Raw genomic sequence first — 24,031 nt, 5'->3', positions numbered from 1 at the left:
GGAGACATATGTTTTGGACTATGAAACAGATTCTTTATGCTCTTGCACTGACAGCCTGCGCCCCTGCGGCCTGGGCGGCTGATAAGCTCAGCCTGACTGAGGTTTCGTCTTATCTGAACGGTCTCAAGACCGCTCAGGCAAGTTTCACCCAGATCAATGATGATGGCAGCCTCTCTACCGGTAAGCTTTTTATGCATCGCCCGGGAAAGATGCGGTTTGAATATGATGGCCCGGATGCGGGTGTTGTTGTGGCAGGCGCCGGTGCGGTTGTGATCTTTGATCCCAAGTCAAACCAGCGTCCGGAAACCTATCCGCTGCGGCGCACGCCACTGTCGGTCATTCTGGCGCGCAATGTAGATCTGGCTCGCGCCAATATGGTGGTCGGACACAGTTTCGACGGCACCGCCACGATTGTGCGCGCACAAGATCCGGAACACCCGGAATATGGCAGTATCGACCTGATGTTCACCGATAGCCCGGTGCAGCTGCGCAAATGGGTGATCAACGATGATGCGGGTGGTCAAACCACCGTGGTGCTTGGTGCGCTGGAAACCGGCGTAAAGCTCAGCTCGCGTTTGTTTGACACCGAGCTAAACAAAAACGAGCGCTAAACTCCTCGTCGAAAAAAAGGCCCGCGATTGTGCGGGCCTTTGTTGACTATCTAATGCGGCGGCAGGTGGCGAGCTGCGCCTGATATTCAAAAGCGCGCGCTTCAACTTTGCTCGCAACACGCAACAACCAGCTTTTTCTGTTGTAGGTACCACGGGCAAAGCCGCTGTGGCCCTCGTGGTAGGCCAGATACTGGTTGCGGGTATCCCACAATGACACGCCGTTTCGCTCTTTGGTCTGGTTCATGTACCAGCCCATAAAATCGGTTGCGTCCTGAATGCGGTCGCGCCGGGCAAAGCGTTTACCGGTTGAGGCGCGGTAGTCATCCCAGGTGCCGTCCAAGGCCTGGCTATAGCCATACGCGCTGGATTGCCGACCGGCCGGAATCACACCCAGAATGAACTGATGTGGAGTGCGCGCTTTGGAATCAAACTTGCTCTCTTGGTGAATGGTGGCCATCTGAACATGGACGGGGACCCCCCATTTACGCTCTGTGGCGCGGAACGCTTTCAGGTATTCTGGCCGTTGTGAGATGATGCTGCACGCGTTGTCCAGATTGCGTGGCGGCGTATTTCCGCCACCACAGGACGCTACAAACAGCACCAGAAATATGGTGCCGATCAGTCTGCTCATTTGCCTGCCTTTTGTTGTTTGATTGGCATTTTACAACAAGTGGGATGGATATAAACTGTTTTCAACAGCCCCGGTGCAGGGTTTCCTCAGGCGCTGATCAGACCTCACTGTCACTCCCTTCGTCACAGATTGTTTCCAACTGCCAATACGGCAAAAGTTGGACAAGTTCTTAATAATTGGTATAGAATATCAACATAAAAAGGCAGATGAGCAATGTTACGAACACGTGCGAAGTACAAACTTGGTCAAGTGGTACGCCATCGAAAACATCCGTTTCGCGGCGTAGTGTTCGATGTTGATCCGCAGTTTTCCAACACTGAAGAGTGGTATCAAGCCATTCCCGAAGATAGCCGCCCGGTCAAGGAACAGCCCTTTTATCACCTGCTCGCCGAAAACGATCAAAGCTTTTATGTGGCCTATGTGTCAGAGCAGAACCTTGTTGCCGACTACTCCGGTGAGCCAGTAGAGCATCCCGATGTTGGTGATATGTTTGACCAGTTTGATGGTGCCGCCTACACGCTGCACTACCAGATGAATTGATCAAACTTTTGCCGCTGAGTTGGTGCAGACTTACCTGCAACTAGTATCCAAGCGCGCAACCATCTTTGCGTGGATCACTTGCCCCCTCCAACACGCCAGAGTCGTGAATTCTGATCGCCTGTGAGCCTCCCAAGGGTGTATCCGGCACAACAACCTTGTGCCCTAAATCTTGCAATTTTTCAGCAACATCGCCGCCATATCCGCGCTCAAGCTTGAGCACATCAGCATCGGCAAAGGCGCGTGGTGCGTCCATTGCGGCCTGCGGATCCAGGCCATAGTCGCAGATGTTTGAGACAAACCGCGCATGGCCAGTGGGCTGGTAAGCACCGCCCATAACACCAAAGGGCATCATTACTTTTCCATTCTGGCGTAAAATGGCGGGGATGATCGTGTGCATCGGCCGTTTGCCACCCGCCAATTCATTGGGGTGCCTTTCTTCCAGGGTGAAGCCGGCCCCACGGTTTTGCAGCAGGATGCCAAATTTATCTGAGGCGATACCAGAGCCAAAACCGTGAAAGATTGAATAGATCAAAGACACTGCCATTTGATCCTTGTCGACAACGGTGATGTAAACCGTGTCCTTATGCACTGCGCTGTTTGCTGGCAGGGGCCAGTTCATCGCGCGCTTTGGATCGATCTGTTGTGCCAGTTGCACAGCTGTTTGTGGCGACAGCATATGTTCAAGCTGCGTGGTGTGATCCGGATCCGCAAGAAAGCGATTGCGCGCATCATAGGCGAGCTTACTGGCTTCAGCCTCTATGTGGATCCGCTCGGCTCCAAAAGGATCCAAGCTGTCCAGGTCAAATTGCTTCAGGATATTCAGCAACAAAATCGCAGTTGCACCCTGGCCATTGGGCGGATGCTCCAGCAGTTCCAGATCTTTGTAGTGGCCGCTGATTGGGATGTCTTTGCTTGCAGACACAGCGGCAAAATCATCTGCGGTGTGCACACCGCCGCGGCTGTTGAGCGCCGCCAACATATCTTCTGCAACCTCGCCGCTATAAAATCCGTCGCGGCCCTTGCTGGCAATACGGCGCAATACCTCGGCCTGACCCGCATGGGCAAATTTCTGGCCGACACTTGGGACTGATCCATTCACCAGATACCAGTCACGCGCCGCGCCTTGTAAGGTTTCAACGTCGTTTTTCCAGTCAAACGCCACGCGCGGTGCAACTGGAACCCCTTCCTCGGCATAGCGGATTGCAGGCTGCAGGATCTGGTCGATCCCCAATTTGCCTTCGTGTTCTGCAAGCTGGCAGAAGGCATCCACTGCGCCGGGCATCGTAACCGCATCTGCGCTGTTGAGTGGAACAGTGCTAAACCCCTTGGCACGGAGCGCTTGGGCATTTGCAGCACCGGGCGCACGGCCAGATCCGTTTAGGGCATGGATTGTATTGCTGCTGGCGCGGTTGAATAGAACAAAACAGTCGCCGCCGATGCCGGTCATCTGTGGCTCGCATATGCCCAAAAGCACTGCGCCAGCGATGGCCGCATCCATGGCGTTGCCGCCTTGCTTCAAAATCTCAATTGCTGTTTGCGCAGCAAGCGGGTGAGACGTTGCGCACATCCCGTTTTGCGCCCAAACCGAAGAACGTTGAGGTTTGTGAAAATCGCGCATCGGAAACTCTCCCACAGTGACGCTTTATAAAAGCGACTTTATGTTGAGATGTCGATCTTTACGCGAGGTCATGCGCCTACGCGAAAACCGCGGAGGTTGCTGTTATAGCACCCGCATCAGGATTTATGCTGGGCGGACTTGAATTTCAAAGCTGAGCACGAGGTTATTTTCTCCCTCGCTGCGTTCATATTGGATGTCACTGGTCAGTTCGCGGATCAAGAACCAGCCAAAGCCACCCTCTGGCAAATCCTCAATCGCGCCATCAAGCGACTGAGGTTTCCCTTCGGGCAGTTTTTCATCGGGAAGCGGTTGACCCGCGTCACGAATGTAAATCGACAGCGTATCAGCATTGAGCTGGCAACGTATATTTACGTCACCAGGCTGATTATCTGCATAGGCGTGTTCAACAACGTTGTTCACAGCCTCAGCTAAGGCAATTTGCACCTCTTCAACGCGTGGTTGGGGTACACCACGGTTGCGCAGCTGATCTACGATCGAGCTGATGCCAGAACGTGCTTCGAGCTCAGTAGCCGAAAAAGAGCAGGCGATGGTTTCTTCCATAGAAAACACTCTTTGAGACAAAACAAAACGCGGCTTTTCAGGTCTCTACCTGCAGGCCGGAGGTCGCTTCCTCTAGGGTGGCGTACAAACTAAAAACTGTATCCATACGTGTCAGGCGAAAAACTTTATCAACCACAGGTGTAAGTCCCGCAAGGTCAAGCTTGCGTGCTCCGCCAAGCTGTTTCATTGCTGCGACGATGGCCCCAAGGCCACTCGAATCAATAAATTTAACTTCGGAAAGGTCTAGAATTACACGCTCATGGTTGTTGTCGGTTTGCGAACGCATGTCTTCTTTGAATTGGATTGCCATCGCTGCGTCAATGCGTTCTGCGTTGACTGTCACAACTTGAGTGCCATCCACGATAGTGCTGGTCAGTGTCATACTGTCCCCCGGAGTAGGTAGAGATGTTTAGCGCAATTTACCCGCTAAAGCTTTCTAATGGGTAAGAGTTTCGCTTAAAATTGGAGGAGTTGGAATGGAAAAAGTAGTTATTTGTGGTGCAGGTCGAACCCCGATGGGTGGGTTTCAGGGCACGTTCTCGGATGTATCGGCAATTGATCTCGGGGCAACCGCGATCCGTGCTGCGCTGGAAGATGCAAAACTGTCCACCGTAGACGAAGTGCTGATGGGCTGCGTGTTGGCGGCAGGCCTGCGTCAGGCCCCGGCGCGCCAAGCTGCAATTGGGGGAGGTCTCGGAGAAGAGGTTCCTGCCACAACCCTGAACAAAATGTGTGGTTCCGGCATGAAAACCACCATGATGGCCTTTGATCAGATTGCGCTTGGTCACACCAAAGCAATGGTTGCGGGCGGTATGGAAAGCATGACCAATGCCCCATATCTGTTGCCGAAAATGCGTGATGGCGCACGAATCGGTCACGGTCAGGTACAGGATCATATGTTCCTGGATGGTCTGGAAGACGCCTACGATCAGGGTCGCCTGATGGGTAGCTTTGCTGAAGATTGCGCCGAGAAATACCAGTTCACCCGCGAAGAGCAGGATGAATACGCACTGAAATCTCTTTCGAATGCTTTGGCAGCGCAGGAAGCCAACGCATTTGATACTGAAATTGCACCGGTGACGGTCAAGACTCGCAAAGGTGAGCTGACGGTTGCGGAAGATGAACAACCTAAAGCCGCGCGTCCCGAAAAGATCCCAACTCTGCGCCCGGCCTTCCGTAAAGAAGGGACCATTACCGCGGCAAATGCTTCATCTATTTCCGATGGTGCTGCAGCGATGGTTCTGGCGTCAGAGAGCGTGGCGAAAGAGCAGGACTTGCCGATTCGCGCCCATATTGTTGGCCATGAAAGCCATGCGCAGGCACCGGGTTGGTTCACAACCGCACCCGTTCCTGCGGCGCAAAAACTGCTGGATAAACTCGGCTGGGGTGTGGATGACGTCGATCTCTGGGAGATCAATGAAGCCTTTGCTGTGGTTCCGATGGCCTTTATGCGTGAGCTGGGTGTTTCCCGCGATAAGGTCAATGTGAATGGTGGTGCTTGTGCGCTTGGTCACCCGATTGGTGCATCCGGTTCGCGCATCATTGTGACCTTGCTGAACGCGCTGGAAAAACGCGGCCTGAAGCGCGGTATTGCTGCGATATGTATTGGCGGCGGCGAAGGCACTGCCATCGCAATTGAACGTCCCTAAGACACAAGGCGCAGCTGCGAGGCTGCGCCTTTTTTCGCCTGTGCATCACAAGAAAAGTCGCAGCCTGTTTGGGTGATATCGGCGCTATGTGATTGCAAAAGCACCTCTTTATATTTCATAAGAGCCATCGCTAAGACTGTTGTGGGCAAGGCTGATTTGCCTGTTCACACCGTCAAGCAACTGCGCAGGCATATTTCACCCGACGCATCCAATTACAATCTATCCATCCTGCCTGTGCATTGATCGCTGCCACAGGTGGTTGTCAAAGGATCCGGTATGAATATTCAGTCTTCTCCCAAAGGCTGGCACTTTGATATTGTTTTGTGCGACGGCTTTGTTTTGACCGAGCTCGCGGCGATCATTGATACGCTGCGGATCAGCAATCGCACTGTTGCGCCTGCGTCTTTTTCCTGGTCGTTTCATTCCGAAGGTGGTGGCATTCGCAAAAACCCCTGCGGCGTGATGGTCGAGACCAGTGATATCCCGCAAAGACCACAGGCGGATTTTCTGTTTGTGTTGGGCAATTCCGATCCGCACCATCCCGATTTGGCAATGCGACCAGTTCTGGGACGCTATGCTTATGCAGGTGCACGGATCTTTTTGCTGTCTGAGGCGGCCACGCGTTACATTCGCGAAGAAGGCGTTGAATCCCATCACACTACCCATTGGGAGAACTCTACCTTACTGCGTGAGCGGCTTGGCTATATCGAGATCGGCAATCAATTGTCGGCACAAGACGGGCAGATTGTAACCTGCGCGGGCCTTGAGGCGACAGTCGACATAGTACTTGTGCTGCTGGGCGAGCTGCTGTCCCTGGCGGCGCAAACCACGGTTGCTAATATATTGCTTCATGACAAAGTGCGCGATCCTTCCACGCTGCAGCCGCCGACCGCGATGGCGACACCCGGTGCTAGTGATCCTGAGATCGACAGCTGTGTGGCATTGATGCAGCAAAACATTGAACACCCGCTGAGCATGTCGCGTATTGCTGAAACCATTGGGGTGTCGCTGCGAACGCTTGAACGGAAGTTTCAATCACAGCTCGGCGTATCGCCAAAGCGGTTTTACCGAGAAATTCGTATGCATCGGGCCAACAATCTTTTGCTCAATACCAATATGTCAGTGCGTGATGTGGGGCTGGCGTGTGGATTTCCCAACGGGTTTTCTGGCCTGTATAAAGCGTTCTTTGGTTTGACCCCAGCCGCACGGCGCCGCAAACGTCTGGCTCCTGCAAAGGCGTTTTGAGGGTCCCATCGGCTGCACACATGTAGATTTTGACAATCGCCCTGGGCCCGATAGATCCCCCACGTCCTATGGCCCCATTCGAGTATGTGACCTTCGCAGTTGACGCAGCTGGTGCCGCGGCTGGTGGATCTACTCCAGGCACGTCTGCAACTTGAGGGGGATTGATGAACGTCTGTGATGGGTCCACCCACAAAGCGTTGATGTCGCTCACGACATGAGTGTTTTACACCTTTCATAGGGAGAGTGCGTAAAATGACGACATCAGAGAACAAAGATACCCCTGCAGGACTGGGATTTGCATTGGCGGCGTACTTCATGTGGGGCTTTTTACCGCTTTATATGAAAATGGTGGCGCATATCCCCCCGGCTGAAGTCGTGGCGCATCGTGTTCTTTGGTCGGTTCCGATTGCAGGGGGGCTGCTGATTGTTCTGCGGCGCACCGGCGATTTGATGGACGCCTTGCGAAATCCGCGCATGTTGCTGATGGCCCTGATTACGGCGGCGCTGGTGTCGTTGAATTGGGGGATTTATGTTTGGGCAATTGGCTCGGGCCATGCGCTTGATGCGGCTTTGGGATATTACATCAACCCCTTGTTCAGCGTTGCAATGGCAGCGGTTTTGCTCGGCGAGCGGCCCCAGGGTGCGCAGTTGCTGGCAATTGCGCTTGCAGCCGCGGCTGTGGTCATTTTGACGATACAGGCAGGATCGTTGCCTTGGGTTGCCGTCGGGCTGACGGTTACCTGGGGGTTTTATGCTTATTGCAAAAAGTCCCTGCCGATCGGCCCAAATCAGGGTTTCTTGCTTGAGGTGTTGATCCTTACAATCCCTGCGCTAGGGTATCTGGTATTTTTAGCCGTGCAAGGTGAAGGGCATTTCTCATTGTCTTGGCGCGATACGTTCTTGTTGATGGGCTGCGGTGTGGTCACAGCTGTACCGCTGATCACCTACGCCAATGGTGCAAAACTTTTGCGCCTCACCACGATTGGCATCCTTCAGTACATCGCGCCTACCATGATCTTTCTGGTTGCAGTGTTTGTCTTTGGCGAAGAATTCGACCGGGCCCGCCAGATTGCCTTTCCGATGATCTGGGCTGCGCTGGTGATCTATTCGGTGTCTCTGGTGCGCCAAATGCGGGCCAAGGCCTGATACGCTGCCTTGCCCTTTGCCACACTGCGGGCTAGGCAGCGCCCATGACAGTCACAAGCGATTATAACCCGCCGCAGGATCCGCTGGATATTTTGCACCACGATGCTGAAATTCTGGTGGTGAACAAACCCGCAGGCCTGCTCTCTGTTCCGGGACGGGGTGAGCATCTGGCGGATTGTTTGATTGCCCGTATCCAGCAGGTGTTCCCCGAAGTGCTGCTGGTGCACCGCCTCGATCGTGACACCTCTGGCGTGATGGTTTTTGCGCTCACACCACATGCGCAGCGCCACCTGTCGATGCAATTTGAAAAGCGCACCACCAAAAAGACCTATGTGGCCCGTCTTAGCGGGCAGCTCGAACCACGTTCTGGCACCGTTGATCTGCCGCTTATCGTGGATTGGCCCAACCGGCCGCGCCAGATGGTCTGCCATGACACCGGCAAACCGGCGGTGACCGATTGGAAAGTGGTGAAATCCAATGACGCGGAAACCCGTGTGCGCCTCACGCCAAAAACCGGGCGCTCGCACCAGCTGAGGGTGCATATGCTGTCACTGGGACATGCAATCCTGGGTGATCCGCTTTATGCCAGTGGCGCGGCGCTCGAACATGATCGCATGATGCTCCATTCCGAAGAGTTGCGCATCAAACACCCCAACAGTGGTGAATCCCTGCGTTTCCGAGCCAAAGCACCGTTTTAGAAAAAAACCGCCCATCAGGGCGGTTTCTGTACGGTTTTCTCTGGATTGGCTTATTCCGGTGACCATCCACCTACGGCTTTGACCTCCAGGAAGTCTTCGATTCCCCAGCTGCCACCTTCACGGCCATTGCCGGATTGTTTCATGCCGCCAAAAGGCGCACCAGCGCTGCGGGATTTGCCGTTGATCTCTACCATGCCAGAGCGCAGCTGCCGTGCCAGACGATTGGCGCGGGCGCTGTCTTGGGTCTGCACATAGTTTGTCAGCCCGTATGGCGTGTCGTTTGCGATCTCCAGCGCTTCTTCTTCGCTGTCAAACGGCAGGATCGACAGCACCGGGCCAAAAATCTCTTCACGTGCGATGGTCATCTGATTGTTTACATCGGCAAAGACAGTCGGGCGTACATAGAAGCCTTTGTTCAATCCATCCGGACGGCCCGGGCCCCCAGCAACCAACCGGGCGCCTTCCTTGATGCCTTCCTCGATCAGAGCCTGGATTTTGCCCCACTGTAGCTCATTGACTACCGGACCAATGTGGCGGCCTTCTTCGGAGGCTGGGCCGACGGTAATGGATTGGGCCACTTGCGCGGCCTCTTCCACAACCTTGTCATAGATGCCGCGGGCAACCAGCATGCGGCTGGGGGCATTACAGCTCTGGCCGGTGTTTTGCATCATATGCAGCACGCCGCGTTTCACCGCTTTTTCATCCGCATCTTCAAAAATCAGATTGGCCCCTTTGCCGCCCAGCTCCAGATGTACCCGCTTCAATGTATCCGCTGCGGCTTTGGAAATGGCGGTGCCTGCGCGGGTTGAACCGGTAAAGGACACCATATCCACGTCTTTATGGGTGGAAAGCTGGGTTCCCACACCAACGCCATCCCCGTTCACAAGGTTGAATACACCCGCCGGGAAGCCTGCTTCATCCATCATCTCGGCAAAGATCATCGCGTTCAGCGGGCTTTCTTCCGAAGGTTTGAGCACCATGGTACAGCCCGCAATAGCAGCCGCACCAACCTTGAGCGTGACCTGGTTCATCGGCCAGTTCCACGGTGTGATCAAGGCCGCGACGCCCACGGCTTCATGGATGATACGGTCATTGGGGCTGGCATCATTCAGCGGATGATCAAAGTTGTATTCCTTCGCCGCGGCGATGAAGTTTTGCAGATGCCAGCTGCCGGCCCCTGCTTGCGATCCGCGCGACAGATCCAGCGGTGCGCCCATTTCCAGCGACATCGCCTGCGCCAGATCTTCGGAACGGCGCTGATAAATCTCAAGCAGGGTTTCCACCTTGGCGATACGCTCGGCTACCGGGGTGTCCATCCAGCCCGGCAGCGCTGCTTTGGCGGCCGCCACAGCCGCATCCGTATCTGCCTGTGATCCCAGTGAAATCACCGCACATGGGGATTCCGTGGAAGGGTCAATAACCAGGTGATCCCGTGTCTCAGAAGGATTAACCCACTGACCATTAATGTAAAAATCACGCTTCTCGATCATCGTTTCACTCCCGGTTGGGTTCATGTTTGCGTCACTGTGGCACCGCAGTTTCATGTGAGCAAGTGCTGCCATAAAAATTTGATCAAAAAACACAAATCACCTGACGTGAAAAATCCATTCCTCTGTGGCTGCCCGGTTCCCTGTGACGTCGCGCGAGCCTATATATGACTCAACCAAAGTAAATTTGCGCTTTGGTTCCGCCATAGGGAGAGACGCAATGGGTTTGCGCATTAACGATACCGTTCCAAATTTCACCGCTGAAACCGATCAGGGCAGCATCACATTCCACGACTGGATTGGTGACAGCTGGGCGATCCTGTTCAGCCACCCCAAAGACTTCACCCCGGTCTGCACAACCGAGTTCGGCGCAGTTGCCCAGCTCAACGATGAATGGGCCGCACGCAACACCAAGGTAATTGGTGTTTCGGTCGACAGCGCCGAAGATCACCGCAAGTGGAAAGGTGACATTGAAAGCTACGCCAAGACCGAAGCGGGCTTTCCGATCATCGCCGATGTAGAGCTTGAGATTTCCAAAGCCTTCGACATGCTGCCCGCCGAAGCCTATCTGCCAGATGGCCGCACGCCGGCAGACAGCGCAACCGTGCGCTCTGTCTTTATTATTGGTCCTGACAAGCAACTGAAGCTGTCGATGACCTATCCGATGACTGTGGGCCGTAACTTTGCTGAAATCCTGCGTGCGCTGGATGGTCTGCAGATGTCATCCAAGGGTGTTGCAACACCTGCGAACTGGGTTCCAGGCGAAGATGTGATCATTCCACCAGCCGTATCTAATGAAGATGCTAAGGCGAAGTTTGGTGAATTCGAAACCATCTTCCCGTACCTGCGCAAAACCAAAGCGCCGGAATAAGCGAGTTCTTGGGGCGCGCCAACTTTTGTCGCGCCTCATCACTTGGGCAGGCCAAATTCTGCAATCATGGCCGCAATCGCCCGGTCATTGCCATTATCAGCCTCAGGCCCATGGTTGATACTGCGCAGGCTGACATCCTGTGTCCCAGCCCATTCCAAAATTCGTGTTTTGGGGCCAACATGGCGGACGTACCGGTCATTCAGCCGTGCCATCCAGTAAAACCAAACATCATCGGCATTTGGGCAAATCTTCTGGAACAGCTCGCTATCAGTGGCGCGTGCATCCAATGCATGAGGTGGGTAAAGGACACCGCCAACACCCGTGGCAAAAACTTCCGGCCCCTCTGCCAGTTGATCAATATTCTTTGTCCAGCGTTCGTATGGGGCACAGCTTCCATCGGCTTTCAAAACCATTCGATGCGCACGATGTGATACAACCGCCTTGGGACTATCCTTGCTGGAATTGACCAAACCCTCCAGCCAATCTGCGCGATAATAGCAATCATCATCTGCAGTTACGAGGTAGCGGTTGGGATCTTCAACCAAGGCTGGCACCAATTTTTTGTATGATCTGGTGTCGTCGCAGGCACGAATGGTCAGCCCTGCATCCTGCAATGACAAAATTTCCTGCGTGAGCTGAGCCATATCCCGATGAGCGATCCATAAAATGGTTTCATCTGCCGCGATGCTCTGTTTCAACAGGCACTGCAAGGTAAGGTGCAGCTGTGGGAACCTTGGCGGAAAGCTGGTGAGGGAAACCACAAGTGGTGCATCCAGCCCATGGGGCTGCGCGGCGACTCCTCGGCCGCTTAGTTCTTGTTTACAGGCCCGAATACGATAGAGCCACTTTAGATGTGCGAACCAGGATTTCTGCGACATCAGTCTGCTCAGTCTTCCCAGAGAGATTTCAACCAGGCCACATCACCAATGCGGCGATACCATTTCCCACCTTTGCCATTCAGCGCGTCATCCATCTTGGGTGAGCCCGCAAATACAACAATGCGCGCGCCCTGCGGCAGGGTTGGATCGCTGAAAAAGCTGCGGAAATTGCGCGGCACACAGTGATTTTTAAAACTCACGCACCATTCCACCGGCCAGTAGTTCAGGTTGCCCTGTTTGGCGAGTTGCGCGCTTTGAAATTGCTGGCTGATCTCATACCCGGCCGTTGCCGCTGCCGGGTCTTTGACAAATTCATCCAAGATATAGCTATGTGCGCCAACCTCATAGCGAAACACTGAACTATTGCCGACTGAATGCAAAAACGCATCCCGCTTTGGGTTAATCTTGCGCAGGGGTTTGGGGCGAAACAGATCATCGTCGCGAATGATATGGAAGTTGCCTTCCAGTTCAAACAGCGGCTCGAGATCATCCACAATGATCAGATCGAGATCAAGAAATAGCGCGGTGCCATTGAGGCCAAACAGATCCTCACGAAACAGGGCGAGCTTACGCCACCGGGTGTCGCTATGCCCTTCTGGCAGTCCGAGCTCGGGCAGAGGGAAAGTTTCGATCCCTGCATCCAACCCCTGAGTGTCATCGGTGAAACAGATAAAGCGATGCGGTCGGTTTAGGTGTTTTTTTACCCCCCGCGCCAGATTGTTCACATAATGTGGCCCATACATGGTGCCCCATTTCATGGTCAGGATGAGCACCGGTGCGCTGTCGTTTTGGGTAGAGGATGGCATTTGGTTGATCTTTCTCGGGTTGCTCCTGAAATGCGCAGAAAAAAGTCGCTTGTGCAAGCTCGCACTCCGAAGATGAAAGCATTATAGACTTGAGCCAGCCCATCGCGTGCGGCGGTGACTGGTTCGGTACTTAATCGAAAAAAGGTTTGGGCATGACACCAGCTCGTAGACGATGCCCAAAACTTCTTGAGGTGCTAAGATATAAGCTCCTCTACCGCATATACGCGTCCAACATGTTGTTGGATGAGAGCCGCTTTGCGGGGAAGTCGGTGCTGCTGGCTGGTCCTGCACGTACGTTGGAGGCGGATCTCAAAGGTCTAAGTGCGACGGACTTTGATATCATTGTGAAAATGAACAATGGTCTGTTTGTACCGCTGCCATTTGAGCGTGGGCACACGTTGCGCTGTGATGTGCTGTTTCACAGTCTCACGGAGGATATCACTCCGGTTACACCGCAGGCACTGGATACAGCTGCCGTACGCCATCTTGTGCATCGCACCACAGGCAAAGGGCGTTTCCCACTGACTTTGGATGCGTCACGCGCATTGGGATCTGAGAGCCGGAGCATCAATCTGATTGCGCCTGAGTGCTATCAAACATTGTCCGCGCGCCTAGGTGGTTTTTCGCCAACCACTGGGCTGACCTGTCTGAACTATCTGCTCAAATGCAACACGGATAGGCTGGTGATCGGAGGGTTTACCTTTTTCCAGACGAAGTATCAGCCCGGTTATGATGATCGCGACAAAAGTGATGCCGACAGTATAGCACGTGTTAAACATCTGGCACACCATGATCCCGACGCAGAACGCAAAATTGCCCAACAGTTGATCGATGACGCGCGTCTAGCTGGCAAATCTGTGGTGCTCGGCCCGGCGGTTGAAGCGGCGCTCCAAGGGCAGTATCTGAACAGGTGAATGCGAGGCTGCGCAGGGTGTTTTGCGACCAAACCATCCAAGGGGCCAAACCACCCAAGGGGGCAGTATGACAACAGCGGTAATACTCAACGATACACGAGCGGATTTCCACCACGGCTGCTCCCGCGTGATGAGCGTGCTGGAACAGGGGCTTGCGGCGCAAGGTCTGACGGTGACTGCACGCAGCCCGTTGCGGCATAAGTGGTGGGAAGATTGCGCGTTCTTACATCACCTTGCACAGGCCGACAGGGTGGTGATCAACGGCGAAGGCACGTTGCATCACGGCCGCCCCGCAGGCCTCGATCTTCTGAAAGTGGTCAGACATGAGGCCTGCCGTGCGCCGGTCTATCTGGTGAATGCGCTGTATCAGGAGAACCCACAAGACTGGCACAGCCATCTGCAAGACTTCGCAGGAATCTGGGTGCGTGACAGCCGCAGCGCAGATGAATTGGCGGCATCCGGGGTGCATTGCAATGGGGTGCTGCCTGATCTTACCCTGTGCGGAGGCGCGCTGCCTGATCTTCCATCCAAGCGCTCGGGGACCATTGTGGGTGACAGCGTCGATCACAATGTTTCAAAAGCATTGCGCGCGTTGGCGCAGCAACTGGATGCAGCTTTTATTCCCAGCCTTAGCCATCTGAAAAAACCCAAAGGGCGCAATTTTTTCAGCCGCTTTCTGCGTGAATACTATATTTCGCGCTACGAACACCGCGCGCAGCGCGAGTTTCCGCCGCTCTATTTATCCAGGACCGCAGAAGATTACGCAGACCGCCTCTCCTATGCTGAATTGCATGTCACCGGGCGTTTCCATGGGGTGTGTTTCTCTCTGCTGACCCAGACACCATTTGTGACGCTGCAATCAAACTCGTGGAAGATTGAAACGCTTTTGGCTGACCTTGGCCTGTCAACGACCCGGCTTGTACCAGCGCAAGACCTTCAAGATGCGCTTGCCACAACAGATTGGGCGTTTTCCCCAGCAGAACTGGACAATATTCGCTCCACTTTGGTGGTTGCGCAGGAAAACGCCGCGCGGATGTTTGAAACCATCGCGCAGGGGCCTGAGGGCCGCGCTTAATCAATCTGGTGGGGGGGGCTGAATACAGCCCTTAAAATGTTGAGAGCCCCGCCAAAGGCGGAGCTCCCGGATGTCAAAAGACTAAATGATTAGTCTTCTTTTTTCTCAGGAGCGACTTCTTCGCCGGTTTCCTGATCAACAACTTTCATCGACAGGCGAACCTTGCCGCGATCGTCAAAGCCCAGAAGCTTCACTTTTACTTCCTGACCTTCTTTCAGAACGTCCGAAGGGTGGTTCAGGCGTTTGTTGAGGATCTGGGACACGTGTACCAGGCCGTCGCGCTTACCAAAGAAGTTCACAAAGGCACCAAAGTCGACGATCTTCACAACCTTACCGGTGTAAACTTTGCCTTCTTCTGGCTCAGCTACGATCGAATAGATCATGTCGTAGGCTTTCTTGATCGCTTCGCCATCGGCAGAAGCAATCTTGATCACGCCGTCGTCGTTGATGTCGACTTTTGCACCCGAGGTTTCAACGATCTCACGGATCACCTTACCACCGGAGCCGATCACTTCACGGATCTTGTCGGTCGGGATGTTCATGGTCTCGATGCGCGGTGCATGCGCTGAGAACTCCGACGCTTCGGTCAGTGCTTTTGCCATCTCACCCAGAATGTGCAGGCGGCCGTCTTTTGCCTGTGCCAGAGCGGATTTCATGATTTCAGGTGTGATACCTGCAACCTTGATGTCCATCTGCAAGCTGGTGATACCTGCTTCGGTACCGGCAACTTTGAAGTCCATATCGCCCAGGTGGTCTTCGTCACCCAAGATGTCGGTCAGGATGCCGTAGGAGCCGTCTTCTTCCAGAACCAGACCCATTGCAACACCAGCAACCGGCGCTTTCAACGGAACGCCTGCGTCCATCATCGACAGTGAGCCACCACAGACAGATGCCATGGAGGACGAACCGTTGGATTCGGTGATCTCGGAAACAACACGCACGGTGTAGGGGAAATCGGTCGGAGCTGGCAGAACCGCCTGCAGCGCGCGCCATGCCAGTTTACCGTGACCGATTTCACGACGACCGGGGGAGCCTACGCGACCCACTTCACCAACCGAATAGGGAGGGAAGTTGTAGTGCAGCAGGAAGTTGGATTTGAAGTTGCCGTGCAGGCTGTCGATGAACTGCTCATCGTCGCCGGTGCCCAAAGTGGTCACAACCAGACCCTGGGTTTCACCACGGGTGAACAGGGCAGAACCATGGGTACGCGGCAGCATGCCGGTTTCACATTCGATCCCACGAACCTGATCCAGTGCACGACCATCGATGCGGCGGCCGTTTTTCACAACGTCACCACGCAGAACACCGGATTCCAGCTTCTTCAGAGCGGAGCCGAGGTTTGCATCTTCTTTCTGCTCGTCAGACAGACCAGCGATGATCTCTTCTTTGACGGCAGAAACGGCTGCAACGCGCTCTTGTTTGTCAGAGATGGCATAAGCGGCACGCATCTTCTCTTCGCCTGCAGCTTTCACCACATCGAACAGTTCAGAATAGTCAGGCGCTTGGAAATCAAACGGCTCTTTTGCCGCATCTTCCGCGAGCGAGATGATCAGATCGATCACCGGCTGGATCTGCTCATGTGCGAAGTTCACCGCACCCAGCATCTCTTCTTCGGTCAGCTCATAGGCTTCCGATTCAACCATCATCACCGCGTCTTTGGTGCCCGCGACAACCAGATCAAGACGCTGCTCAGGGTTCAGGCGCAGGTCCTGCATGTCGTCTACGGTCGGGTTGAGAACGTATTCACCGTCAACGTAGCCCACACGTGCACCCGCGATCGGGCCGCGGAATGGTGCGCCCGACAGGGTCAGCGCAGCAGAAGCCGCGATCATCGCAACAACATCCGGGTCATTGACCAGATCGTGCGACAGAACGGTACACATCACCAGAACTTCGTTTTTGAAGCCAGGGACAAACAGCGGGCGGATCGGACGGTCGATCAGACGCGCGGTCAGGGTTTCTTTTTCGGTCGGGCGCGCTTCGCGCTTAAAGAAACCGCCGGGGATCTTGCCGGCAGCATAGTATTTTTCTTGGTAGTGCACGGTCAGCGGGAAAAAATCCTGACCGGGCTTTTGTTCCTTGGCAAAGGTCACGTTGGCCATGACGGAGGTTTCGCCCAGGGTGGCAATCACAGTGCCGTCAGCCTGGCGCGCAACCTTGCCGGTTTCCAGTGTCAGCGTCTCTTCGCCCCACTGCATCGATTTTTTGGTAACGTCGAACATACGTTTCGTATCCTAATTGGGAGCACTCCCAGGCGTATCCCGGGTCTCCCGTTTGCATGGCGGCCCCATTGCCGCCGACCCAATTTATCTTTCTTTCGCGTGTCCGGGTCTTGGCACGTCGTCTCAGATATTTGGTCCTTAGCTGAAATTCGGCTCTTTGCAAAGAAAGCATTTGTTTGTGTGCGTAACGCGCGCGTAAACGCTCTTTTTGTAGCGCAATTTATCTGCTGGTTAACCGCCGCATCCGCTCATGGAGCCACAGTCGCTGCTGGCCTCGCTGAACGGGCTGTTGGTTTTCTTCAGAGTTGCCTGTTCGATCCGGTTCAAAAGCGCAAGCCGTTCCTCAACCGGCAGCCCGCGAGCACGGGCATTGCGCCAGATCTTCAGGCATGAGCTTGGCGACCAGGGCAAACACGCCCCAGCCATCCATTGGCGTAGATCACCCGGCAAGCGATCATAGATTTCCATGGGGTTGCCCCGGCGCGCGCGGGTGCGCAGGCCGGTGGATCCACGGTTGTTTGCTCGTGCCGGGCTGCTCATGTTCAGGCGGCCTCCTCAGCCAGGCGCCAACGTGGGAAGGGATCTTCCATCCCGGCCAGTTCGTCAAAATCATCGGGGGTTACGGTGGTTATCAGACAGTCATCCAACGCAGCCTTCAGCTTGGGCCAGTCAATGTCTGCACCAATAAACACAAGCTCCTGACGGCGGTCACCAAAGGGCAGCTGCCAGTGCTCGTCGATGTATTCCTGCGCCGCTGCGGGCCAGGTTTCAGGGGCCACAGATGCCCACCACGTGCCAAGCGGTGCAACGCTCGACATGGTGCCAGCAAGGGAGAACTCGGCCACCCATTTCGGGCGTGATGCAATCCAGAAATGCCCTTTGGCGCGCAACACGCCGGGCAGGTCCCCTTGCAGGAAATCATGGATTTTCACCGGATCAAATGGCGCGCGTTCCCGATAAGTATATGAGGTAATACCATATTCTTCGGTTTCGGGCGTGTGATTGGCAAATCCATAAAGCTCTTTGGCCCACATCGGGTGTTCATGGGCTTTGTCAAAATCAAACCGGCCGGTGTTCAGAATGTCTTGGATCGTCACATCCCCAAACGAGGTCTCGATGATCTGGGCGTCGGCATTGAGGCTGCGCACGATCTGGCGCGCTTTTTCGGTTTGTTCAGGGCCTGCATCCGCGACTTTGTTCAGCACCACCACATCCGCAAATTCCAGCTGGTCGGTCAGCAGATGCACCAATGCGCGTTCATCGTCCGGGCCAAGGCTTTCGCCGCGGTCGTTTAGGCTATCTTGGCTGTCGAAATCGCGCGGCAGGTTCACCGCATCCACAACGGTCACCATGGTATCAAGCCGGGTGATGTCGCTGAGGCTTTCGCCCAGTTCATCACGGAATTCAAATGTCGCCGCCACAGGCAGTGGCTCAGCAATGCCTGTGGATTCGATCAGCAGGTAGTCAAATCTCTGCGCTTCGGCGAGGCGGCGCACTTCGTCCAGCAGATCATCGCGCAGGGTGCAGCAGATGCAGCCGTTTGAGATCTCCACCAGGGTCTCATCGGTTCGGCTCAGATCTGCACCACCGTTGCGGATCAGATCCGCATCGATGTTCACCTCTGACATATCATTCACAATCACCGCTACGCGCAGTCCTTCACGGTTGTTCAAGACCCGGTTGAGCAGGGTGGTTTTCCCAGCGCCTAAAAAGCCGGAAAGAACCGTCACGGGGAGTCGGGTGTCTGTCATGGGATGCCTCGAACATGGGGAGAGATGTTATAACGTAACATGCACAGTTGAAAAAAAGGTTCAAGTACCCCGGTGCCCGCTATCAGCAAATCCGCGCGCTATCCTGTCGCCGCGGTGACAGAGCTGCCTGCTTCCAACAGGTCTGGGCAATGGCCATAAAAAAAACCCGCTCCGAAAAGGAGCGGGTTTAAAATCCGATATTCGCAAGAAATTAGCGACGGATGCCCAGACGTTTGATGAGGTCGGTGTAACGCGCCTCTTCTTTGCCTTTCAGGTAGTCCAGCAGCTTACGACGCTGAGCAACCATTTTCAGCAGACCACGGCGGCCGTGGTTGTCTTTCTTGTGGGTCTTGAAGTGCTCGGTCAGCGTGTTGATGCGCGAGGTCAGGATAGCAACCTGGACTTCAGGCGAACCGGTGTCGCCGTCCTTAGTTGCGAATTCTTTCATGACGCGAGCTTTGTCTTCAGCAGTGATCGACATCGGGGTCTCCTTTATGAGTTAAAGTGAATGGCGCAGGCCGGGATGTCGTCCAGCACAGGCCCGTGGAGAAATCCGCAGTGGGTCTTGCGATTCCAAAGCAGATGCGCGCGTATAGTCGCTTTTGGCCAAAATGGCAAAGATAAAGCGCGGGGCACCCGTTAAGACAGGGGGCGCAGAATCGGGTCCTCTGGTGAGACCAGCTGAATATCGTCAACGGATATTGCAATGTCAGAGGGGAGCACGGCGACTACAACCCCGTCAACGCGCACGTAGCTTGTATCTTCGTCTGCGCCGGCTGGGATGATTTCGATGTTGGCAGGGCTGTCTGGCGTGTTTTCCCAGGGCACCAGCAGCTCATCAATTCCGGTTTCAAAATCCATGATCTGGATCGGAGTGACCGTGCTATTTGTGTAGATCTGATCGACCCCTGCGCCGCCGGTTACCACATCCGCATCCCCGGCCAAGATGACATCTGCTCCGTCGCCCCCGTTCAGATAATCTTGCAACGCATCATCATTACCGATGATCAGATCTGCGCCATCACCGCCAAACAGCGTGTCTTCTCCGGCGTCGCCGCTTAGCGTGTCGTTTCCATCATAGCCATGCACCGCATCGTCGCCTGTGCCACCATCTGCCTGATCATCGCCCTGGCCGCCCTGTAGGCTGTCGTCACCGGCACCCCCTGCAAGGGTGTCATCCCCAAAATGGCCAAAGATGAAATCATCCCCATGTCCGCCGAACAGAGAATCATCGCCGTCCTCGCCTTGCAGCCGGTCGTTACCCGCGCCGCCATGCAACAGATCCCCGCCGGCACCGCCATAAAGCTCATCATCATCGCTCCCCCCGCCGAGCGTATCTGCGCCCGCTCCGCCACCGATCTGATCATTGCCGCCAAGGCCCAGGATATGCTCATCCTCATCTCCGCCAACCAGCGTATCTGCGGCATCACTGCCAATGATGTCCGAAAGCGGAGTGATCGTAACCTCGTCCTCATCCAGGTCTTCTGGTGGTGTATCCATCACCTCTTCGTCGCTGGTGTCATCCATCAGCAAAAAGCCGCCCGCAGCAGCCAAGGTTACAACGCTTGCAATCAGAAACATCCGGCTTACCCATCCTCGCGATTGATCGCAGTTCGTGGGTAATGTCTCACGCGGGGCGCGATTGTTCAAAACAAAACGAGAACATCGGTTAATGTGCCCTTACCAAAGCGGCTAACCACCTTGCCAGAGCAGCGGTTTTTGAGCGTATGAGATATAGAGCGGATGTTTGGGATGGCCTGCTTTGCTCAGGCCCAGATGATAAAGCGGCTTGCCGGTCTGGCGCAAAACTTCAGCGACTCGCGGGCCTTGTTTTCGGTGTTCCCCATGGGTGCCCCAGGCGCAGATCACCATGTCTGCCCATTCCATCCCGTCGCGCAGGATATCCATATTATCGGGGCCTTCCGGCTGATCATAGGCGCGCATATCCCGCGGATCCGTTGCACGATAGGCAAAGATATTGGTGGCGCGAAACCCACCAAACCCAAGCGCGCGCGCCCGGCGTTCACAGCGTTCAATGGTGGGGTCGTTTTGAACCTCGGTCGCCTTTGATGGGTTCAGCATGATGAACATCACCCGCTGCCCTTGCGGATCCCAGACCCGTGTCAGGCTATAGCGATAGGTTTCACAGTCAGAATAAACTGCGGATGAGGGCGCATCGCCCTTGGTGTGATGGCGCGTGATCATGTCGCGCGCCATGCCATGTCGGGTTCATCCGTGCAAGCGTGCTTACTGATTGAACACGCGGCTTGGGTGCAATGTGCCAGATTTGTAGATGCCCACAGCCACGGCTTTGCCTTCAATTGATGCCCAGGCCTCATCGCCGTATTCCACGTCATCTGCAGGCAGTACCATGCCCGGATTGCCGTTTTTCAGCCGTACAGCACCTTCAGCTGTGCATTTCAGCTCGGGCAGACCGTCCAGCCCCTGTTCCAGCGGGCGCAGATGTTCATCAAGCTCGGGCGTGCGCTCCATCCGTTCAACCTCTGGCCATTTCAATGCGTCGTCCACCTCAAACGGTCCAGACCAGATCCGGCGGAGCTGTTTGACATGGGCATGGCATCCCAGCGCTTCACCCAGATCACGCGCAATGGAGCGCACGTAGCCACCCTTGCCGCAGGTCATTTCCAGCACCACGTGATCGTCATCAGGGCGGTCGATCAAAAACAGCTCTTCCACCCACAAAGACCGGGCCGCCAGTTCAACATCTTCGCCGTCGCGCGCCAGCTTATAGGCGCGCTGGCCATCGATTTTGACAGCAGAAAATTTCGGTGGAACTTGCTGAATTTCCCCCAGAAACGGCAAGAGCGCTTCTTTGATCTGCTCGTCCGTGGGGCGCGCATCGCTTTCGGCGATGACTTCGCCCTCGGCGTCATCGGTGTTGGTCGCCTGACCAAGCCGCACGGTAAAGGTATAGGCCTTCATCGCGTCGGTAATAAACGGAACGGTCTTGGTAGCCTCACCCAGTGCAATCGCCAGAACGCCGGTTGCTTCGGGGTCCAAAGTACCGGCATGGCCCGCTTTTTTTGCTTCCATGGCCCAGCGGACCTTGTTCACAACCGTGGTTGAGGTCATCCCCGCTGGTTTGTCGATAACCAGCCAGCCGGAAATATCGCGCCCTTTGCGTTTGCGTGCCATTGACTACCCTCGTGCTTTAGATGAGGCGCGCGAGGTAGCCGAAGCTGCGCGCTCTGTCAATTGCTCTGGCAAGTCACCACAGATCCCGCAGGCTTTATTTTGCGGGGATATCTTCAACGACGCCGACAATCGGCCCCATCATGAAACCCGCATCGCTGCGACCAATCTGGGGCGCATGCAGGCGTGAAATATTACCATCAAAATAGAGCGCATTGGGAAGTTTCAGATGATCGCGAAAAAGGCTGCCAAACTGATGAAAGGTCACTGCATTGCGCGAAATGACAAAGACTGCCCGGCTCCCATCTGCCGACGTCCCCACGCCGTTGCGCACATAACGGGATGTTGAATCGGGCAAGAAACGCGGGTGTAGTTTGCCCTCAATCACCAGCATTGGCCCCGACTGGCTCGCATTTCTGCACTGGGTGTCATTGTCGCGAAAAGCAAGCGTTTCAATCACATCAGCGCGGCCATCGCGGATGCAGAACACCCCATTGGGCAGCAGGCCAAAATTGCCGGGCCCTGCATTGGGAACAAGGTGCATATATTCGCGCCCCTCTTCCACATACAGCCCAACAGGCGCGCGATCGGCGTGATACATGCCCGCGTTGGTGGCAAAGGTGAGCTTTTGTCCAGCAGCTTCAAGCGCGGCTTCAAGACGGGAAAAATGGCCGTGAATCGCACCATTCTGGTCCGCGAGAAACAGCTTTAGCTGCTCGCGCGTGGCATCCACTTCGCAGACGGTATAGCGATTGTCATTGTAAGATATGTCGCGGCACTCTGCCGCCGCCGCAGGCGCGCCCACCCAAGCCAACCATAGCAATAGGCAGGCGAAGCGTTTCACTCGTCAATATCGCGGCGCACCGCGTCCTGACCCAGCATCCGGCGGGTTTCATCCATCTGATCAAAGGTCTGATCAAGCTGAAATCGCAGATCAGGGGTGAACTTCAGCCCCAGTTTCTTACCAATGGCCCGGCGCAGCTCAGTTTTGTTGCGCGCCAGAAGCTGCACAACCTGATCCTGGCCCTGTCCACCCAGAGGCAGCACATAGGCGGTCGCGATTTTCAGATCGGGCGAGGTGCGTACCTCACCCACGGTGATCGACATGCGGTTGAGGTCGGGGTCATGCACATCGCCACGCGCCAGCACCTCAGATAGGGTGCGGCGGATCAGCTCTCCCACACGGAGCTGGCGTTGCGAAGGACCGGGACCATCATGAAATTTGTTCTTAGCCATATTTCCGATCTATGCCGAATTGCCCCCTTTGCCAAGCGCCCGCTGCCGCGCTAGGAGGAAAACAGCACGTTTATAAAAGGACCAGAGCGATGACTGACCTGCCCGGAATTGTGATCACCGGCGCCTCGGGGCGTATGGGGCAAATGCTGATCAAAACGATTCAGGAGAGCGATAAGGCGCGCCTGGTCGGTGCGGTTGAACGCGCAGGCCATGATTGGGTCGGCCGCGACGTGGGCGAAGCCATGGGCGGCGCAGCTCTTGGTGTGACCGTGACCGACGATGCGCTTGAGGCGTTTTCAAAGGCACAGGCGGTGATCGATTTCACTGCGCCCGCAGCGACGATAGAGTTCTCGAAAATCGCCGCCCAGGCGCGCTGTGTGCATGTGATTGGCACCACCGGCATGTCCGAAGATGAAATCGCCCAGCTTGAACCCTCTGCGCGTCATGCGGTGATCGTGCGCGCGGGCAATATGAGCCTGGGTGTGAACCTGTTGATGCAGCTCACCAAAAAAGTGGCTGCAGCGCTGGATGAGGATTTCGACATTGAGGTGATCGAGGCCCATCATCATCACAAAGTCGACGCGCCATCAGGCACCGCCCTCATGCTTGGCGAAGCTGCTGCCGAAGGGCGCGGTGTGAAGCTTTCTGATGTTGAAGACCGGGCGCGCGACGGGATCACAGGTGCGCGCAAAAAAGGCGATATCGGTTTTTCCGTGATCCGCGGTGGTGACATCGTGGGTGAACATGACGTTCTGTTTGCAGCGGCAGGAGAGCGAATCGTTCTGCGACACATGGCAACAGATCGGGCTATCTTTGCTCGTGGCGCGGTAAAAGCAGCGCTTTGGGGCCAGGACAAAGCCCCCGGCGAATATGATATGGTGGATGTATTGGGGCTTTAAGCGGCCCGTCTGTTTCCAGAATATGGGAAACTCCCCGAAC

At 55.3% G+C, this 24,031-nt stretch carries 26 protein-coding genes; 10 read left to right on the top strand and 16 right to left on the bottom strand.

Annotated features, from left to right (window positions below; genetic code table 11):
* The first annotated feature begins 20 nt into the window (after nucleotides 1-20).
* On the top strand, nucleotides 21-611 hold the full coding sequence (locus GG681_RS03915; RefSeq protein ID WP_153545326.1) for a LolA family protein: 591 nt from the start codon (nucleotides 21-23) through the stop codon (nucleotides 609-611).
* Nucleotides 612-657: 46 nt separating this feature from the next.
* Here the strand turns inward: GG681_RS03915 and GG681_RS03910 are convergent, their stop codons facing one another.
* Nucleotides 658-1,242: a transglycosylase SLT domain-containing protein gene (locus tag GG681_RS03910; RefSeq protein ID WP_153545324.1), complete on the bottom strand. Its 585-nt coding sequence runs from the start codon at nucleotides 1,240-1,242 to the stop codon at nucleotides 658-660.
* A gap of 213 nt (nucleotides 1,243-1,455) precedes the next feature.
* Here GG681_RS03910 and hspQ point away from each other — a divergent pair, with 213 nt between their 5' ends.
* Complete coding sequence (gene hspQ, locus GG681_RS03905) at nucleotides 1,456-1,782, top strand: heat shock protein HspQ (protein WP_153545322.1); 327 nt, start codon at nucleotides 1,456-1,458, stop codon at nucleotides 1,780-1,782.
* A 40-nt stretch (nucleotides 1,783-1,822) separates the two neighbouring features.
* On the opposite strand, the gene ggt is transcribed toward hspQ, so the two are convergent.
* From ggt to GG681_RS03890, 3 genes are all read right to left on the bottom strand, one after another.
* On the bottom strand, nucleotides 1,823-3,400 hold the full coding sequence (ggt, locus tag GG681_RS03900) for a gamma-glutamyltransferase (protein ID WP_153545320.1): 1,578 nt from the start codon (nucleotides 3,398-3,400) through the stop codon (nucleotides 1,823-1,825).
* A 123-nt stretch (nucleotides 3,401-3,523) separates the two neighbouring features.
* On the bottom strand, nucleotides 3,524-3,961 hold the full coding sequence (locus GG681_RS03895; RefSeq protein WP_153545318.1) for an ATP-binding protein: 438 nt from the start codon (nucleotides 3,959-3,961) through the stop codon (nucleotides 3,524-3,526).
* 37 nt (nucleotides 3,962-3,998) lie between these two features.
* Nucleotides 3,999-4,343, bottom strand: a complete 345-nt coding sequence (locus GG681_RS03890; RefSeq protein WP_153545316.1) for an STAS domain-containing protein — start codon at nucleotides 4,341-4,343, stop codon at nucleotides 3,999-4,001.
* A gap of 94 nt (nucleotides 4,344-4,437) precedes the next feature.
* On the opposite strand from GG681_RS03890, the gene GG681_RS03885 reads away from it, so the two are divergent.
* The 4 genes from GG681_RS03885 to GG681_RS03870 all read left to right on the top strand — a co-directional run bounded on the left by GG681_RS03885 (nucleotide 4,438) and on the right by GG681_RS03870 (nucleotide 8,699).
* Nucleotides 4,438-5,610 (top strand): thiolase family protein, encoded by a 1,173-nt coding sequence (locus GG681_RS03885; protein WP_153545314.1) that lies wholly within the window; start codon nucleotides 4,438-4,440, stop codon nucleotides 5,608-5,610.
* Between the two features lie 276 nt (nucleotides 5,611-5,886).
* Nucleotides 5,887-6,855: a GlxA family transcriptional regulator gene (locus tag GG681_RS03880; RefSeq protein ID WP_153545312.1), complete on the top strand. Its 969-nt coding sequence runs from the start codon at nucleotides 5,887-5,889 to the stop codon at nucleotides 6,853-6,855.
* A 252-nt stretch (nucleotides 6,856-7,107) separates the two neighbouring features.
* Nucleotides 7,108-8,001, top strand: a complete 894-nt coding sequence (gene rarD / locus GG681_RS03875) for an EamA family transporter RarD (RefSeq protein ID WP_153545310.1) — start codon at nucleotides 7,108-7,110, stop codon at nucleotides 7,999-8,001.
* 44 nt (nucleotides 8,002-8,045) lie between these two features.
* Nucleotides 8,046-8,699, top strand: a complete 654-nt coding sequence (locus GG681_RS03870; protein ID WP_153545308.1) for an RluA family pseudouridine synthase — start codon at nucleotides 8,046-8,048, stop codon at nucleotides 8,697-8,699.
* A gap of 50 nt (nucleotides 8,700-8,749) precedes the next feature.
* On the opposite strand, the gene GG681_RS03865 is transcribed toward GG681_RS03870, so the two are convergent.
* Nucleotides 8,750-10,189 carry an aldehyde dehydrogenase family protein gene (locus tag GG681_RS03865; RefSeq protein WP_153545307.1) on the bottom strand — a complete coding sequence of 480 codons (1,440 nt, stop codon included), beginning with the start codon at nucleotides 10,187-10,189 and terminating at the stop codon, nucleotides 8,750-8,752.
* Nucleotides 10,190-10,406: 217 nt separating this feature from the next.
* Here GG681_RS03865 and GG681_RS03860 point away from each other — a divergent pair, with 217 nt between their 5' ends.
* The gene (locus GG681_RS03860) at nucleotides 10,407-11,057 is read left to right on the top strand and encodes a peroxiredoxin (RefSeq protein WP_153545305.1); all 651 of its coding nucleotides are present in this window, start codon (nucleotides 10,407-10,409) and stop codon (nucleotides 11,055-11,057) included.
* A 38-nt stretch (nucleotides 11,058-11,095) separates the two neighbouring features.
* On the opposite strand, the gene GG681_RS17865 is transcribed toward GG681_RS03860, so the two are convergent.
* Both GG681_RS17865 and GG681_RS03850 read right to left on the bottom strand, forming a co-directional pair.
* On the bottom strand, nucleotides 11,096-11,602 hold the full coding sequence (locus GG681_RS17865; RefSeq protein WP_235899723.1) for a hypothetical protein: 507 nt from the start codon (nucleotides 11,600-11,602) through the stop codon (nucleotides 11,096-11,098).
* 341 nt (nucleotides 11,603-11,943) lie between these two features.
* Entirely contained in the window at nucleotides 11,944-12,741 is a 798-nt protein-coding gene (locus GG681_RS03850) for a hypothetical protein (protein ID WP_153545301.1), read from the bottom strand.
* 233 nt (nucleotides 12,742-12,974) lie between these two features.
* Here GG681_RS03850 and GG681_RS03845 point away from each other — a divergent pair, with 233 nt between their 5' ends.
* Nucleotides 12,975-13,655: a hypothetical protein gene (locus GG681_RS03845; RefSeq protein WP_153545299.1), complete on the top strand. Its 681-nt coding sequence runs from the start codon at nucleotides 12,975-12,977 to the stop codon at nucleotides 13,653-13,655.
* Between the two features lie 67 nt (nucleotides 13,656-13,722).
* Nucleotides 13,723-14,730, top strand: coding sequence for a polysaccharide pyruvyl transferase family protein (locus GG681_RS03840; RefSeq protein ID WP_153545297.1), 1,008 nt, complete (start codon nucleotides 13,723-13,725; stop codon nucleotides 14,728-14,730).
* 89 nt (nucleotides 14,731-14,819) lie between these two features.
* On the opposite strand, the gene pnp is transcribed toward GG681_RS03840, so the two are convergent.
* The 9 genes from pnp to rbfA form a co-directional block, all read right to left on the bottom strand.
* Nucleotides 14,820-16,952: a polyribonucleotide nucleotidyltransferase gene (gene pnp, locus GG681_RS03835; RefSeq protein WP_153545295.1), complete on the bottom strand. Its 2,133-nt coding sequence runs from the start codon at nucleotides 16,950-16,952 to the stop codon at nucleotides 14,820-14,822.
* A 231-nt stretch (nucleotides 16,953-17,183) separates the two neighbouring features.
* Nucleotides 17,184-17,492 (bottom strand): DUF6525 family protein, encoded by a 309-nt coding sequence (locus tag GG681_RS03830; RefSeq protein WP_153545293.1) that lies wholly within the window; start codon nucleotides 17,490-17,492, stop codon nucleotides 17,184-17,186.
* Between the two features lie 2 nt (nucleotides 17,493-17,494).
* Complete coding sequence (locus GG681_RS03825) at nucleotides 17,495-18,703, bottom strand: GTP-binding protein (RefSeq protein WP_153545291.1); 1,209 nt, start codon at nucleotides 18,701-18,703, stop codon at nucleotides 17,495-17,497.
* A gap of 211 nt (nucleotides 18,704-18,914) precedes the next feature.
* On the bottom strand, nucleotides 18,915-19,184 hold the full coding sequence (gene rpsO / locus GG681_RS03820; protein WP_153545289.1) for a 30S ribosomal protein S15: 270 nt from the start codon (nucleotides 19,182-19,184) through the stop codon (nucleotides 18,915-18,917).
* 158 nt (nucleotides 19,185-19,342) lie between these two features.
* Entirely contained in the window at nucleotides 19,343-20,284 is a 942-nt protein-coding gene (locus tag GG681_RS03815) for a calcium-binding protein (protein WP_153545287.1), read from the bottom strand.
* A gap of 111 nt (nucleotides 20,285-20,395) precedes the next feature.
* Entirely contained in the window at nucleotides 20,396-20,908 is a 513-nt protein-coding gene (locus GG681_RS03810) for a DUF1643 domain-containing protein (RefSeq protein WP_153545285.1), read from the bottom strand.
* 42 nt (nucleotides 20,909-20,950) lie between these two features.
* Nucleotides 20,951-21,859, bottom strand: coding sequence for a tRNA pseudouridine(55) synthase TruB (truB, locus tag GG681_RS03805; RefSeq protein WP_153545283.1), 909 nt, complete (start codon nucleotides 21,857-21,859; stop codon nucleotides 20,951-20,953).
* A 94-nt stretch (nucleotides 21,860-21,953) separates the two neighbouring features.
* Entirely contained in the window at nucleotides 21,954-22,700 is a 747-nt protein-coding gene (locus tag GG681_RS03800; RefSeq protein WP_408057650.1) for a phosphodiester glycosidase family protein, read from the bottom strand.
* On the bottom strand, nucleotides 22,697-23,092 hold the full coding sequence (gene rbfA, locus GG681_RS03795) for a 30S ribosome-binding factor RbfA (RefSeq protein ID WP_153545281.1): 396 nt from the start codon (nucleotides 23,090-23,092) through the stop codon (nucleotides 22,697-22,699). The genes GG681_RS03800 and rbfA overlap by 4 nt, the downstream gene beginning before the upstream one ends.
* Nucleotides 23,093-23,181: 89 nt before the next feature.
* Here rbfA and dapB point away from each other — a divergent pair, with 89 nt between their 5' ends.
* On the top strand, nucleotides 23,182-23,991 hold the full coding sequence (dapB, locus tag GG681_RS03790) for a 4-hydroxy-tetrahydrodipicolinate reductase (protein ID WP_153545279.1): 810 nt from the start codon (nucleotides 23,182-23,184) through the stop codon (nucleotides 23,989-23,991).
* Nucleotides 23,992-24,031 lie beyond the last annotated feature (40 nt).

Origin of the sequence: Tritonibacter aquimaris (genome assembly GCF_009617595.1) — a bacterium.
In the GTDB taxonomy this organism is placed as follows: domain Bacteria; phylum Pseudomonadota; class Alphaproteobacteria; order Rhodobacterales; family Rhodobacteraceae; genus Epibacterium; species Epibacterium aquimaris.
This window is presented reverse-complemented; position numbering and strand designations above follow the sequence as displayed.

Bases quoted from the DNA above. Each gene is read 5' to 3' on its own strand.
- GG681_RS03915 (WP_153545326.1), top strand. From the start codon at position 21: ATGAAACAGATTCTTTATGCTCTTGCACTGACAGCCTGCGCCCCTGCG.
- GG681_RS03910 (WP_153545324.1), bottom strand. From the start codon at position 1,242: ATGAGCAGACTGATCGGCACCATATTTCTGGTGCTGTTTGTAGCGTCC.
- hspQ (WP_153545322.1), top strand. From the start codon at position 1,456: ATGTTACGAACACGTGCGAAGTACAAACTTGGTCAAGTGGTACGCCAT.
- ggt (WP_153545320.1), bottom strand. From the start codon at position 3,400: ATGCGCGATTTTCACAAACCTCAACGTTCTTCGGTTTGGGCGCAAAAC.
- GG681_RS03895 (WP_153545318.1), bottom strand. From the start codon at position 3,961: ATGGAAGAAACCATCGCCTGCTCTTTTTCGGCTACTGAGCTCGAAGCA.
- GG681_RS03890 (WP_153545316.1), bottom strand. From the start codon at position 4,343: ATGACACTGACCAGCACTATCGTGGATGGCACTCAAGTTGTGACAGTC.
- GG681_RS03885 (WP_153545314.1), top strand. From the start codon at position 4,438: ATGGAAAAAGTAGTTATTTGTGGTGCAGGTCGAACCCCGATGGGTGGG.
- GG681_RS03880 (WP_153545312.1), top strand. From the start codon at position 5,887: ATGAATATTCAGTCTTCTCCCAAAGGCTGGCACTTTGATATTGTTTTG.
- rarD (WP_153545310.1), top strand. From the start codon at position 7,108: ATGACGACATCAGAGAACAAAGATACCCCTGCAGGACTGGGATTTGCA.
- GG681_RS03870 (WP_153545308.1), top strand. From the start codon at position 8,046: ATGACAGTCACAAGCGATTATAACCCGCCGCAGGATCCGCTGGATATT.
- GG681_RS03865 (WP_153545307.1), bottom strand. From the start codon at position 10,189: ATGATCGAGAAGCGTGATTTTTACATTAATGGTCAGTGGGTTAATCCT.
- GG681_RS03860 (WP_153545305.1), top strand. From the start codon at position 10,407: ATGGGTTTGCGCATTAACGATACCGTTCCAAATTTCACCGCTGAAACC.
- GG681_RS03850 (WP_153545301.1), bottom strand. From the start codon at position 12,741: ATGCCATCCTCTACCCAAAACGACAGCGCACCGGTGCTCATCCTGACC.
- GG681_RS03845 (WP_153545299.1), top strand. From the start codon at position 12,975: ATGTTGTTGGATGAGAGCCGCTTTGCGGGGAAGTCGGTGCTGCTGGCT.
- GG681_RS03840 (WP_153545297.1), top strand. From the start codon at position 13,723: ATGACAACAGCGGTAATACTCAACGATACACGAGCGGATTTCCACCAC.
- pnp (WP_153545295.1), bottom strand. From the start codon at position 16,952: ATGTTCGACGTTACCAAAAAATCGATGCAGTGGGGCGAAGAGACGCTG.
- GG681_RS03830 (WP_153545293.1), bottom strand. From the start codon at position 17,492: ATGAGCAGCCCGGCACGAGCAAACAACCGTGGATCCACCGGCCTGCGC.
- GG681_RS03825 (WP_153545291.1), bottom strand. From the start codon at position 18,703: ATGACAGACACCCGACTCCCCGTGACGGTTCTTTCCGGCTTTTTAGGC.
- rpsO (WP_153545289.1), bottom strand. From the start codon at position 19,184: ATGTCGATCACTGCTGAAGACAAAGCTCGCGTCATGAAAGAATTCGCA.
- GG681_RS03815 (WP_153545287.1), bottom strand. From the start codon at position 20,284: ATGTTTCTGATTGCAAGCGTTGTAACCTTGGCTGCTGCGGGCGGCTTT.
- GG681_RS03810 (WP_153545285.1), bottom strand. From the start codon at position 20,908: ATGATCACGCGCCATCACACCAAGGGCGATGCGCCCTCATCCGCAGTT.
- truB (WP_153545283.1), bottom strand. From the start codon at position 21,859: ATGGCACGCAAACGCAAAGGGCGCGATATTTCCGGCTGGCTGGTTATC.
- rbfA (WP_153545281.1), bottom strand. From the start codon at position 23,092: ATGGCTAAGAACAAATTTCATGATGGTCCCGGTCCTTCGCAACGCCAG.
- dapB (WP_153545279.1), top strand. From the start codon at position 23,182: ATGACTGACCTGCCCGGAATTGTGATCACCGGCGCCTCGGGGCGTATG.